We start from the raw sequence: 12,797 nt of genomic DNA, 5'->3' as shown, positions 1-12,797 counted from the left end.
TCATTTTTTACCAGGGAAAAAGCGTATTTGTGAGCTGACGCAAATAATCTATGGGGATGTAAATAAGGTGTGACAGAAAAAGTAAACGGCGCATAAGCGCCGCTTAGGGTGGATTCTTTTAACCTTTGACCTTCGGCATTGCGATGTCTTTCAGGCCGCCAGCGTTCTCAACGTGGGTATATCCCATCTCGCTAAGGATCTCTTTTGCCTGCCCTGACTGGCGTCCGGCATTGCAATACACTTTCACGGTGTCGTTTTTATCCGGAACGGCGGTGGCAATGCGCTCTTTCACTTCCTTCAGGGGAATATTGATGGCTCCCTGAACGTGCTCTTGCTGATACTGCTCTGGAACACGAACATCGATCCAGTGTTCAGCGGCGAAAACGGGCAGTGAAAACACCAGTGTCAGAGCAAGTAAGCCTTTTTTAAACATGTAAGCGTCCTTCTATGGATGAAAATTGCCATCCATAATACGCCTTAGCTTTAACAATTTTTGCGAAACTCCCCTCACCTTTTATAACGCTGCGCCAGTTTATTGGCAGCCCGACTTAACAGCGGTTCCAGCGCCACGGCCAGCAACATTTTCAGCGGTCGGCGAGCAACTGATTTTATCGCCCAGCCAGCCACACCCGCCGGGCCATAGCGCAGTGCAGTAAGAAGTACCAGCTTGCCTGCTAATTTGAAACCAGGCTTCATCTTTTGCCCGGCATGTTGCCAGCGAGTATTCATATCTTTCCTCACAGTTGACGGAAACGACTACGTAGCGTGAAGGTGTCGGAAGTGACATAACGTTCCATCTCGCGTAAGCGCGTTTCACTGGCCGCCAGTTCACGATCGACTTCATCTAACAATTCGCTGCTGGAAGGCAGTTGTTCACCAAAGGCCATGTTGTCCGGCATTGGATCAAGCGCAAATGACAAAATGATGTAAGCAACCAGGGTAAACAGCGCCAGGCCGAAGAAAATCGACAGCACCACCAGGATACGTACCAGTTTTACCGGTACATCAAAATAGTTGGCAATCCCGGCGCAGACGCCGCGTACCATGCCCTGCTGTGGAATACGCCATAATTTTTTATTGAGATTAATGCCCGCCATTAGCGATCCCTCCAGTTCGGATGTTCTGCATCAAGAATGGATTCCAGTGCCTGAATACGTTCGCGCATCCGTTTTGCTTCATCAGCCAGTTGCGCTAATCGTTGCTGCTCACTTTGCGACAATTCACTGCGACCAGAACGATTGCTGTAATGCAGCCATAACCAGATCGGTAAAACAAACAGCACAAAAATGGTTAACGGAATAGCCAGAAATAGCGCGCTCATAAGGACTCCTTAGACGATGAGCGGCGGCGCGTTCGGACGCCGCCTGGATGTTATTATTGATTGTCTTGCTTCATTTTGGCTTTTAATTGTGCCAGTTGCTCGCTGATTGCATCATCGGCTTTCAGTTCGGCAAACTGATCGTCCAGCGATTTTTGTTTACCGAAGCTGTGGCTTTCTGCTTCCGCTTCCATCTGGTCAATTCGACGTTCGAAAGATTCGAAACGAGCCATTGCTTCATCCAGTTTGCCACTGTCCAGCTGACGACGCACATCGCGCGACGAGTTTGCCGCCTGATGGCGTAACATCAATGCCTGCTGGCGAGCGCGTGTTTCACTCAATTTGTTTTCCAGCTCGCCGATCTCTTTCTTCATACGCACCAGCGTATCGTCCACCAGCGTCACTTCATGTTCCAGGCTCTTAATCAGATCGGTCAGTTTCTGTTTTTCAATTAACGCCGCACGCGCCAGATCTTCTCTCTCTTTCAGCAGCGCCAGTTCGGCTTTTTCCTGCCATTCAACTTCACGCGCCGACGCTTGTTCAATACGGCGAGTCAGCTGTTTCTTTTCTGCCAGCGCACGCGCCGAAGTAGAACGTACTTCAACCAGTGTATCTTCCATCTCCTGGATCATCAGACGCACCAGTTTCTGTGGATCTTCCGCTTTCTCTAACAGAGCGTTGATGTTGGCATTCACGATGTCGGCAAAGCGAGAAAAAATACCCATAATGTTGTCCTCTTGATTTCTGCGTTCAGGATTGTCCTGCTGAACTATTAATACAATTTGCGTGCCAATTTTTTATCTTTTTGATTTATAAAGATCTGATTGAAGAATCAACAGCAACATGCCAGGATGAGTTAGCGAATTACACTAACAAGTGGCGAATTTCATCATGGCAGAATACAAAGATAATTTACTCGGTGAGGCGAACAGCTTTCTCGAAGTGCTGGAACAGGTTTCGCATCTCGCACCGCTGGACAAACCGGTGCTCATCATCGGCGAGCGCGGCACAGGTAAAGAGCTGATTGCCAGCCGTCTGCATTATCTCTCCTCCCGTTGGCAGGGGCCGTTTATTTCCCTTAACTGCGCGGCGTTAAATGAAAATCTGCTGGATTCCGAACTGTTTGGTCACGAAGCGGGCGCGTTTACCGGTGCGCAAAAACGTCATCCAGGGAGATTTGAACGTGCCGACGGCGGTACGCTATTTCTTGATGAACTCGCTACGGCACCGATGATGGTGCAAGAAAAATTATTGCGCGTGATTGAGTACGGTGAACTGGAGCGCGTTGGCGGCAGCCAGCCATTGCAGGTGAATGTGCGGCTGGTATGCGCGACGAATGCCGATCTCCCGGCGATGGTCAATGAAGGGACTTTTCGCGCTGACCTGCTCGACCGGCTGGCTTTTGATGTTGTGCAACTGCCACCACTGCGCGAGCGTGAAAGCGACATTATGTTGATGGCAGAACACTTTGCCATCCAGATGTGTCGGGAAATCAAGCTGCCTCTGTTCCCGGGTTTTACCGAGCACGCCAGAGAAACATTGCTGAATTATCGCTGGCCGGGAAATATTCGTGAATTGAAAAACGTGGTGGAACGTTCGGTGTATCGCCACGGCACCAGCGATTATCCGCTTGATGACATTATTATTGATCCTTTTAAACGGCGTCCGCCTGAAGACGCTATCGCCGTTTCAGAAACCACCTCGCTTCCAACGCTGCCGCTGGATTTACGTGAGTTTCAGATGCAGCAGGAAAAAGAGTTACTGCAACTCAGTTTGCAACAAGGGAAATATAACCAGAAGCGCGCGGCTGAATTACTGGGGTTAACCTATCATCAGTTCCGCGCGTTGTTGAAAAAGCACCAGATTTAGCGAAGTTGGGCAATACAACTTGCCGGATGCGGCGTGAACGCCTTATCCGGCATACATAATCAATACGTCGTTTACAGGCCTGATAAGCGCAGCGCATCCTGCAATATTTTCATTGCCGCATCGAACTGCGCGTCCGGGATGGTCAGCGGGTACAGGAAACGAATCACGTTGCCGTACGCGCCACAGGTCAGCAGGAGCAGCCCCTGCTCCAGCGCGCGTTGCTGGATTTTCTGTGCAATCGCCGCTGACGGCTCGCCCGTTTGCGGATCGTTAAACTCTGCCGCAATCATCGACCCCAGACCGCGTACCGCCGCGATGGCCGGAACGCTTTCTTTGGCATCAATCAACGTATTTGTCAGACGCTGGCCCAGTTGATTAGCGCGTTCACAGAGTGATTCTTTGTCGATAATGTTGAGCACCGCGTGCGCGGCAGCCACCGCCAGCGGGTTCCCGGCGTAGGTACCACCAAGCCCGCCCGGCGCGGGCGCGTCCATAATATTCGCGTTACCGACCACGCCCGAAAGCGGCATCCCGCCCGCGAGGCTTTTCGCCATCGTCATTAAGTCCGGCTTATCGGCGTAGTGATCCATGGCAAACAGTTTACCGGTACGCGCAAAGCCGCTTTGCACTTCATCGGCAATCATCACAATACCGTGCTCGTCGCACAGGCGGCGAATGGCGGCAACCAGCTCTTTTGGCGCAACGTTGAAACCGCCTTCGCCCTGCACCGGTTCGAAAATAATCGCCGCCACCTGCTTCGCTTCAATGTCCGATTTAAACAAGCGTTCGATGGCATCGAGGGAGTCCTGCGTTGAAACGCCATGTAAATCTGACGGATAAGGTACGTGATACACCGAACCGGGGAACGGGCCGAAGCCGATTTTGTACGGCGCGACCTTTCCGGTCAGCGCCATGGTCATATATGTACGACCGTGGAAGCCGCCGCTAAACGCAATCACGCCAGGGCGTCCGGTATGGGCGCGGGCGATTTTCACCGCGTTCTCCACCGCTTCCGCACCGGTGGTGAAGAACGCAGTTTTAGCCTGCCCGCTCACCGGGGCAAGGGCGTTGATTTTCTCCGCCAGGGTGACGTAGCTTTCATAGGGCACAATCTGATACGCCGTGTGGGTAAACTGTTGCAATTGCTGCTCCACCGCCGCGACCAGATCAGGGTGGCGATGCCCGGTATTCAGCACCGCAATGCCTGCGGCGAAATCGATATATTCGTTGCCCTCTACATCCTTCAGCGTGGCGTTTTCTGCCGACTGGGCGAAGAAGTTACACATCACGCCAACCCCGCGTGGGGTAGCAGAAAGACGACGCTGATGGAATTCATTGTTGCTCATGTTTCACACCTTTTGACTCTTCACTGTTAATCGGAAATTAAACACCCAGACGATCGCGCAGGCTGTAATAAGCCGCGCCCATCGCGGTAAATGGCACGCGCAGCGTGCGCCCGCCGGGGAACGGGTAATGCGGCAGATTGGCGAAGGCGTCGAAGCGTTCGGCGTCACCGCGCAGCAGTTCGGCAATCAGACGCCCGGCGAGATGGGTACAGGTAACGCCGTGACCGCTGTAGCCCTGCATGTAGTAGATGTTGGTATCAAGGCGACCGAACTGCGGCATGCGCGACAAGGTCAGCAGGAAGTTGCCCGTCCAGCGGTAATCAATTTTCACGCCCTTCAGCTGCGGGAAGGTTTTCAGCAGTTTCGGCACAACAAGACGCTCAACGTCATCCGGGTCGCGCGCGCCGTAGACCACGCCGCCGCCGTACAGCAGGCGGTTATCGGCAGTCAGGCGGTAGTAATCAAGAAGATAGTTACAGTCTTCCACACAGTAGTTTTTCGGGATCAGCGAACGGGCTAAATCTTCCGACAGCCGCTCGGTGGTGATCACCTGCGTGCCGCACGGCATGCTGCGTTTCGCCAGTTCCGGCTCTACTTTATCGCCCAGATACGCATTCCCGGCGACAATCACATACTTCGCCGTCACCTGACCATTGGCAGTCCGCACCACGGCTGGCGTGGTGTGCTGGATCTGCGTCACGGCGGAAAGCTCATACACGCGCCCGCCGTTCAGGCGAATGGCATCGGCTTCACCAATGGCGAGGTTTAGCGGATGAATATGCCCACCGCTGTGATCCAGCAGCGCACCAGTGTAGCGATCGCTGGCGACCTCGCGGCGAATAGCGTTGGCGTCCAGCAGCTCCAGCTGTTTATTGCCGTAGCGTTCCCAGTTCTCTTTCTGCTCTTCGAGTGTGGCGAGTTGTTTATCATTCATCGCCACAAACAGGCCGCCGGGGCGATAGTCGCAGTCAATCTGATAACGTTTGATACGTTCGCGGATGATCTCGCCGCCTTCAAACATCATGCTGCCGAGCATACGGGCGGTATCCATGCCGTAGCTTTTTTCGATCACGTCGATGTCGCGGCTGTAGGAGTTCACAAGCTGCCCGCCGTTGCGTCCGCTTGCGCCGAAGCCGATACGTGAGGCTTCAAGAACCACCACGTCAAAGCCCGCCTCTGCCAGATGCAGCGCGGAGGAAAGCCCGGTATAGCCGCCGCCGACCACGCAAACATCGCAGGAAATCGACTCATTCAGCGTGTCGAATGGCGCGTATTTATTCGCACTGGCGGCGTAATAACTGCTGGTATGTTCGGTCATTTCAGGCCTCCAGGCTTATCCAGATGGTTTTCAGTTCGGTGAATTTTTCAAGGGCATGCAGGGATTTATCGCGACCGTTGCCGCTCTGCTTATAACCGCCAAACGGCACGGTCATATCGCCGTCGTTGTAGTTATTGACGAAGACGGAACCGGCTTTCAGGCGGCGGCTCATGCGGTGCGCGCGGGAGAGGTCGCGCGTCCACACCGCCGCGCCCAGGCCGTACTGGCTGTCGTTGGCAAGCTGTAGCGCCTGCTCTTCTGATGTGAAACGCGTGACCACCAGCACCGGGCCGAAAATCTCTTCGCGGCTTAAGGACGCATTCGGGTCGACATCCACAAAGATGGTCGGGCCGATGGCCGCAGCCAGTTCGGCATTACGACCATCCAGCAGCAGTTGCCCTTTACCTTCGCCTTCGCGAATAAAGCTATGCACCGAGTCGGCGTGAGCGCAGTCGATTAAGGTGCCCATGGTGGTTGCGGGATCAAGTGGATGGCCCGGCTGCCAGTTTTGCGCCTGCTGTTTTAACAGGGCTAAGAACTCATCGGCAATGCTCTCTTCCAGCAACAAACGCGTTCCGGCGATGCACACCTGGCCCTGGTTATAGAAGATACCTGCAGCGGTGGCACTCGCGGCTTTTTGCAGATCCGGGCAGTCAGCGAAAACGATGTTGGCGCTTTTGCCGCCCGCTTCCAGCCAGACGCGTTTCATGTTGCTGTCGCCTGCATCTTTCAGCAGCTGTTTGCCGGTACGGGTCGAACCGGTAAAGGCGATGGCATCGATATCGTTATGACGCGACAGCGCCTGCCCCGCTTCATGACCAAAACCCGTCACCACGTTCAACACGCCATCCGGCAGACCTGCTTCTTTCGCCAGCCCGGCGAGACGAATCGCACTGAGCGGTGATTTTTCAGACGGTTTTAGAATCACGCTGTTTCCCGCCGCCAGCGCCGGGCCGAGTTTCCAGCAGGTCAGCAGCAGCGGGAAGTTCCACGGCACAATGGCAGCAATCACGCCGACTGGTTCACGCACGATCATCGCCAGCTCATGGCTACTGGTGGTCGCCACTTCGCCATACACTTTGTCGATCGCTTCGGCGTACCAGCGAATGGCGCGCGCCGCGCCGGGAATATCATCACGCAGACTGTGACGAATCGGTTTGCCGGTGTCGAGAGTTTCCAGCAGTGCCAGCTCTTCGGCGTTGGCTTCAATTAAATCGGCGAGTTTATTCAGTACCGCTTTACGTTTTGCCGGAGAAGAGAGTGACCAGTCACCGCGTTCAAATACGCCGCGTGCTGCGCTCACCGCACGGTCGATATCGACGCTCTTGCCGCGGGCAATTTTCGCCAGCGGTGCCTGGGTGACCGGATCAACGGTTTCAAAAGTTTCATTTTCCGCCGCAGCAGTATATTCACCGTTAATAAATAAGCGGGTTTCAATGGCGAGACTTAACGCTTTATCCTGCCAGTAAGCCAGATGATGAAAATTCATTATGACTCCTGTTTCACGTCTATCAGATATATGCAATTTGTGAACGTCAGGGCGCAGAGATCCCCGAGCGATAAGCCCGTTTATTTCCGGCGACATTCTTTATGGATTGCCGGGCGCATTGCGCTTACCCGGCTTACAGAACAAAAAGATTAAAACGTGGTGGGCGTATGGGCGCTGATAATTCGGCAAATGCCTGCCGACGTATTACTGAAACTGTGCGGAATGCCGGTATTAATGGCATAACTTTGCCCCGCGACAAGGTGATAATCCTGACCATTAATCGTCAGAACGATTTCACCTTCCAGTACAGTGCCTATTTCCTCACCCTGATGCTTAATTCTTTCCCCAGTGGTTGTGCCTGGCTGGTACGTTTCAAATATCATCGCCAGCGTACGATTCGGGTTACCGTTATGCACCAACTTCATCGACACACCCTGACTACCCATTTCAATTAAGTCGTCCTGATTAATGACGACCTGCGGTTCATCAGGTTTTTCCGGCTCGGAAAAGAATTCCGAGAGTGACAGACCATACACCTTCAGCAGCTTTTGCAGCGTACTGATGGCAGGGCTGACTTTATCTTGTTCTATCGTACTGATAGCACTGTGAGTCAGCCCGGAGAGTTCGGCGGCACGACGTTGTGAAAGCCCCTGCTGCTGGCGGATTTCCGACAAGCGTTTTCCTGGCGCCAGTCCCTCATCACTCATATTTGCATTTCCTTAAACTGTAGTGGTCAGAGTCGCTGTTTTTCAGCGATATGGTGCTGACAAGCGGTGATAAAGCCCTCGAACAATATACGCGAAAGCGCGTACTCGCTACTGTTCCATTCCGGGTGCCACTGTACGCCCAGCGCAAAAGGATGATTGATGACGCTAACCGCCTCAACTAAGCCATCCGGCGAGCGAGCTTCAACACGCAACCGTGGGCTAACGACCTTCGCCCCTTGTCCATGCAGAGAGTTTACCCAAAAGTTGCTACATTCAGGTAACAACTCAGACAGTAATCCCCCCTCTTCAACCTGAACTTCATGCGACGGTGCATATTGCTGTTCCACCGGCAGTTCGGGATCTTCCCGATGTTCCAGCAATTCAGGCTGTTCGCACAGCTTGCGATGCAACGAACCACCGGTTGCCACCACCAGTTCCTGTAAACCCCGGCAGATGGCGAAAATGGGGATGCGCCTTTCGAGTGCGGCATTAATTAACGCCATGCTCAGAAGATCACGCCCGGGATCGGCGTCAGGCTCATCGCCGTTTTCACCATATAGGTGCGGCTGCACATTGCTGGGACTACCAGGAAGATAAATACCATCGAGTTTCGGCAAAAGTTGTTCAAGTAATGACGGTTCCGCCAGCGCATGTGGCAGCGCAATTGGCAAGCCGCCTGCGTGGATGATGGCATTCAGGTACTTTTCTTGCAGAGTCTGGGTCGCATGACCCTTAAGCCTGTTCCTGCACATTACGACACCGATAACCGGATTGTTCATTATATTTTCCATGCTCAATCTCACAAAGTGGACTAAATTATCGCCATTACTGCGCTTTAAATGACCTTTATGTTCAATATTTTTTCAATCTAGCAGTGGGTTTTCATTTTTGCAAACTCAATTTAACATTTGACAAACATTTAGTTTGCATACAGATTCGAAGAGTGGTCATTATATTTTACGTTTTGATAACGAGCGGAAAACAAACCAAAGGCGAAGAATCATGGAAACCAATATCGTTGAAGTAGAAAACTTTGTTCAGCAGTCAGAAGAGAGGCGGGGTAGCGCCTTTACGCAGGAAGTGAAACGCTACCTGGAGCGCTACCCAAATACGCAATATGTTGATGTTTTACTTACCGATCTGAATGGTTGTTTTCGCGGGAAACGTATTCCTGTTTCAAGTCTGAAGAAGCTGGAGAAAGGGTGTTATTTCCCGGCCTCGGTGTTTGCAATGGATATTCTGGGCAACGTAGTAGAAGAAGCGGGCCTGGGTCAGGAAATGGGCGAGCCGGATCGTACCTGTGTTCCTGTTCTCGGTTCCTTAACCCCTTCTGCTGCAGATCCTGAGTTTATCGGTCAGATGCTCCTGACCATGGTCGATGAAGATGGCGCTCCCTTTGACGTTGAGCCACGGAACGTTCTCAACCGCCTGTGGCAGCAGCTACGCCAGCGCGGCTTGTTCCCGGTCGTAGCGGTAGAGCTGGAGTTCTATTTACTGGATCGCCAGCGCGACGCTGAAGGGTATCTGCAACCGCCCTGCGCGCCCGGCACCGATGACCGCAATACACAAAGTCAGGTTTACTCCGTTGATAACCTCAACCACTTCGCCGACGTGCTCAATGATATTGATGAGCTGGCGCAGTTACAGCTGATTCCGGCAGATGGCGCGGTCGCCGAGGCCTCGCCAGGTCAGTTTGAAATCAATCTTTACCATACCGATAACGTGCTGGAAGCTTGCGATGATGCGCTGGCACTAAAACGCCTGGTGCGTCTGATGGCAGAAAAGCATAAGATGCACGCCACTTTTATGGCGAAGCCGTATGAAGAGCACGCGGGCAGCGGGATGCATATCCATATCAGTATGCAAAATAATCGTGGCGAGAACGTGCTTTCTGACGCGGAAGGCGAAGATTCGCCGCTGCTGAAAAAGATGCTCGCCGGGATGATTGACCTGATGCCGTCATCAATGGCGTTGCTGGCACCAAACGTGAACTCGTATCGCCGCTTCCAGCCGGGGATGTATGTACCGACGCAGGCGTCGTGGGGCCATAACAACCGCACCGTCGCCCTGCGTATTCCCTGCGGCGATCGCCATAATCACCGCGTGGAATATCGCGTGGCGGGTGCCGATGCCAACCCGTATTTGGTGATGGCAGCGATTTTTGCCGGTATTTTGCATGGCCTTGATAACGAACTGCCATTACAGGAAGAAGTCGAAGGCAACGGGCTGGAACAGGAAGGCTTACCCTTCCCGATTCGTCAGAGCGATGCGCTGTGGGAGTTTATGCAAAACGACGACCTGCGCCACTATCTGGGCGAGCGTTTCTGCCATGTGTATCACGCCTGTAAGAATGATGAGCTGTTGCAGTTTGAGCGCCTCATCACAGAAACCGAAATTGAGTGGATGTTGAAAAACGCGTAGTGACCCCTTGCGGGGTATGTATCACCGGCCTGAGCGGAGCCTGGCCTGACATTTGCTGGTAATCCAGACATTTCCCGGATGTCGCGTTATGGAGCGCAGGCGGCAACGGGCTTCCGTTAACGATTAAGACTGTGACGAGGAAATGAGATGATGCCGATGATTAAATCCCCGCATGGCGAGGGAGGCTGCGTATGCGCCCCTCCTGCGACTGACTGGACTCCGCCCCCTTTGCTTCCCTTGCTAAACAGGTTTGATTTCAGGTCAACACGACCGCAAACCTTATTACGCAGGGGAGGCAGCAATTATGGCTATTAATTCACCACTGAATATTGCTGCGCAACCCGGCAAAACCCGTCTGCGAAAATCACTGAAATTGTGGCAGGTGGTGATGATGGGTCTGGCCTATCTCACGCCGATGACTGTGTTCGATACCTTTGGCATTGTTTCCGGCATTAGCGACGGTCACGTTCCGGCGTCCTATTTGCTGGCGCTGGCGGGTGTGCTGTTTACCGCGATCAGCTACGGCAAACTGGTTCGCCAGTTTCCGGAGGCCGGTTCGGCCTATACCTACGCGCAAAAGTCGATTAACCCGCACGTCGGATTTATGGTCGGCTGGTCATCGCTGCTGGATTATCTCTTTTTGCCGATGATCAACGTTTTGTTGGCGAAAATCTATCTCTCCGCCCTCTTCCCGGAAGTGCCGCCGTGGGTGTGGGTGGTAACCTTCGTCGCCATTTTAACCGCCGCGAATCTGAAGAGCGTCAACCTGGTCGCTAACTTCAATACCTTGTTTGTACTGGTGCAAATCTCCATCATGGTGGTGTTTATCTTCCTGGTGGTTCAGGGACTACATAAAGGAGAAGGCGTTGGCACCGTCTGGTCACTTCAGCCGTTTATCAGCGAGAACGCGCACCTGATCCCGATTATTACCGGGGCGACGATTGTCTGTTTCTCGTTCCTCGGTTTCGATGCGGTGACCACGCTTTCGGAAGAGACGCCGGACGCCGCGCGTGTTATTCCGAAAGCCATCTTCCTGACGGCGGTATACGGCGGCGTTATCTTTATCGCGGCGTCGTTCTTTATGCAGCTGTTCTTCCCGGATATCAGCCGCTTTAAAGATCCGGACGCCGCACTGCCGGAAATCGCACTGTACGTTGGCGGCAAGTTGTTCCAGTCGATTTTCCTCTGCACGACGTTTGTGAACACGTTAGCGTCTGGCCTGGCGTCACATGCCAGCGTGTCGCGTCTGCTGTATGTGATGGGGCGCGACAATGTGTTTCCGGAACGCGTGTTTGGCTATGTGCACCCGAAATGGCGGACTCCGGCATTGAATGTCATTATGGTCGGGATTGTCGCGTTGTCAGCGCTGTTCTTTGATTTAGTCACTGCCACGGCACTGATTAACTTCGGCGCGTTGGTGGCGTTCACCTTCGTTAACCTGTCGGTGTTTAATCACTTCTGGCGGCGTAAAGGCATGAATAAAAGCTGGAAGGAACACTTTCACTATTTGCTGATGCCGCTGGTTGGCGCGCTGACGGTGGGCGTGCTGTGGGTTAACCTCGAGTCAACGTCACTGACACTCGGTCTGGTATGGGCTTCATTAGGCGGCGCATATTTGTGGTATCTGATCCGCCGCTATCGCAAAGTGCCGTTGTATGATGGTGACAGAACGCCGGTGAGCGAAACGTAATAGTCGGATGCGCGGCGCATTATCCTGCCTGAGGGTAATGCGCCGCGCCATTAACTATAAAAAGATGTATGACCCGGATCACGAGTGCTATCATCCGCCCTTATGCTTAGCGCATTAACCCCAGGGGCAAATAATGAACCACGATATCCCGCTAAAATATTTTGATATTGCCGATGAGTACGCGACCGAATGCGCAGAGCCTGTCGCAGACGCTGAACGCACACCGCTGGCCCACTACTTCCAGTTACTGCTCACCCGTTTGATGAACAATGAAGAGATCAGCGAAGAAGCCCAACATGAAATGGCTGCTGAAGCGGGGATTAATCCCGTACGCATTGATGAGATCGCAGAGTTTTTGAATCAATGGGGTAATGAGTAATTATTTCATTGCGGACGCTCGGTCAGTATCGTTGCCCGGATAAAGCGTTCACGCCGCATCCGGCTAAAAATGACACGCACTGCAGCGTGCTTTAATGGGTTTCTCACGATCGTACCGCTCTGCTCCTCGCTAAGTTGTTCTGTGAGTTATAGTTATAGAGAAATCACGGGTACGAATGTTGAACAGATGGCGACGTCACCTGTTCAACGACCAACCACACGGCCCTCATTACGACCCCTGAACACAAACGGTAATGGCAA

The 12,797-nt window shown here is 53.1% G+C and carries 15 protein-coding genes; 5 read left to right on the top strand and 10 right to left on the bottom strand.

The genetic code is table 11. The features are described from left to right. Positions 1–118: 118 nt before the first annotated feature. The 5 genes from pspE to pspA form a co-directional block, all read right to left on the bottom strand. The gene (gene pspE, locus BGE37_RS11750; RefSeq protein ID WP_000473128.1) at positions 119–433 is read right to left on the bottom strand and encodes a thiosulfate sulfurtransferase PspE; all 315 of its coding nucleotides are present in this window, start codon (positions 431–433) and stop codon (positions 119–121) included. A gap of 74 nt (positions 434–507) precedes the next feature. Further along, positions 508–729 carry a phage shock protein PspD gene (gene pspD, locus BGE37_RS11745; RefSeq protein WP_064527286.1) on the bottom strand — a complete coding sequence of 74 codons (222 nt, stop codon included), beginning with the start codon at positions 727–729 and terminating at the stop codon, positions 508–510. 8 nt (positions 730–737) lie between these two features. Further along, complete coding sequence (pspC, locus tag BGE37_RS11740) at positions 738–1,097, bottom strand: envelope stress response membrane protein PspC (RefSeq protein ID WP_000907387.1); 360 nt, start codon at positions 1,095–1,097, stop codon at positions 738–740. Beyond that, positions 1,097–1,321, bottom strand: a complete 225-nt coding sequence (pspB, locus tag BGE37_RS11735) for an envelope stress response membrane protein PspB (RefSeq protein ID WP_001274963.1) — start codon at positions 1,319–1,321, stop codon at positions 1,097–1,099. The genes pspC and pspB overlap by 1 nt, the downstream gene beginning before the upstream one ends. Before the next feature lie 53 nt (positions 1,322–1,374). Next, entirely contained in the window at positions 1,375–2,043 is a 669-nt protein-coding gene (gene pspA / locus BGE37_RS11730; protein ID WP_000511033.1) for a phage shock protein PspA, read from the bottom strand. A 166-nt stretch (positions 2,044–2,209) separates the two neighbouring features. Here pspA and pspF point away from each other — a divergent pair, with 166 nt between their 5' ends. After that, entirely contained in the window at positions 2,210–3,187 is a 978-nt protein-coding gene (gene pspF / locus BGE37_RS11725; protein ID WP_001361677.1) for a phage shock protein operon transcriptional activator, read from the top strand. 71 nt (positions 3,188–3,258) lie between these two features. Here the strand turns inward: pspF and puuE are convergent, their stop codons facing one another. The 5 genes from puuE to puuD form a co-directional block, all read right to left on the bottom strand. Then, positions 3,259–4,533: a 4-aminobutyrate transaminase gene (gene puuE / locus BGE37_RS11720; protein ID WP_105288047.1), complete on the bottom strand. Its 1,275-nt coding sequence runs from the start codon at positions 4,531–4,533 to the stop codon at positions 3,259–3,261. A gap of 37 nt (positions 4,534–4,570) precedes the next feature. After that, the gene (puuB, locus tag BGE37_RS11715) at positions 4,571–5,851 is read right to left on the bottom strand and encodes a gamma-glutamylputrescine oxidase (RefSeq protein ID WP_000134848.1); all 1,281 of its coding nucleotides are present in this window, start codon (positions 5,849–5,851) and stop codon (positions 4,571–4,573) included. 1 nt (position 5,852) lies between these two features. Further along, positions 5,853–7,340: an aldehyde dehydrogenase PuuC gene (gene puuC / locus BGE37_RS11710; RefSeq protein ID WP_105288046.1), complete on the bottom strand. Its 1,488-nt coding sequence runs from the start codon at positions 7,338–7,340 to the stop codon at positions 5,853–5,855. Between the two features lie 149 nt (positions 7,341–7,489). Then, positions 7,490–8,047 (bottom strand): HTH-type transcriptional regulator PuuR, encoded by a 558-nt coding sequence (gene puuR / locus BGE37_RS11705; protein ID WP_001278727.1) that lies wholly within the window; start codon positions 8,045–8,047, stop codon positions 7,490–7,492. 26 nt (positions 8,048–8,073) lie between these two features. Then, a complete protein-coding gene (puuD, locus tag BGE37_RS11700) occupies positions 8,074–8,838 on the bottom strand; it encodes a gamma-glutamyl-gamma-aminobutyrate hydrolase (protein WP_105288045.1) in 765 nt (254 codons plus the stop codon). A 211-nt stretch (positions 8,839–9,049) separates the two neighbouring features. On the opposite strand from puuD, the gene puuA reads away from it, so the two are divergent. The 4 genes from puuA (at position 9,050) to BGE37_RS11685 (ending at position 12,537) form a co-directional block, all read left to right on the top strand. Continuing rightward, complete coding sequence (gene puuA / locus BGE37_RS11695; RefSeq protein ID WP_105288044.1) at positions 9,050–10,468, top strand: glutamate-putrescine ligase; 1,419 nt, start codon at positions 9,050–9,052, stop codon at positions 10,466–10,468. A 150-nt stretch (positions 10,469–10,618) separates the two neighbouring features. Further along, a complete protein-coding gene (locus BGE37_RS25160; protein ID WP_120795382.1) occupies positions 10,619–10,783 on the top strand; it encodes a YmjE family protein in 165 nt (54 codons plus the stop codon). Then, positions 10,773–12,158: a putrescine/proton symporter PuuP gene (puuP, locus tag BGE37_RS11690; protein ID WP_032184027.1), complete on the top strand. Its 1,386-nt coding sequence runs from the start codon at positions 10,773–10,775 to the stop codon at positions 12,156–12,158. The genes BGE37_RS25160 and puuP overlap by 11 nt, the downstream gene beginning before the upstream one ends. 133 nt (positions 12,159–12,291) lie before the next feature. Continuing rightward, a complete protein-coding gene (locus tag BGE37_RS11685; RefSeq protein WP_001015099.1) occupies positions 12,292–12,537 on the top strand; it encodes a YmjA family protein in 246 nt (81 codons plus the stop codon). Positions 12,538–12,797: the final 260 nt, after the last annotated feature.

It is taken from the genome of Escherichia sp. MOD1-EC6300, assembly GCF_002965045.1.
Lineage (GTDB): Bacteria > Pseudomonadota > Gammaproteobacteria > Enterobacterales > Enterobacteriaceae > Escherichia > Escherichia coli_F.
Note: the sequence above shows the minus strand (reverse complement) of the source record. Positions and strands in the feature narration are given on the sequence as shown.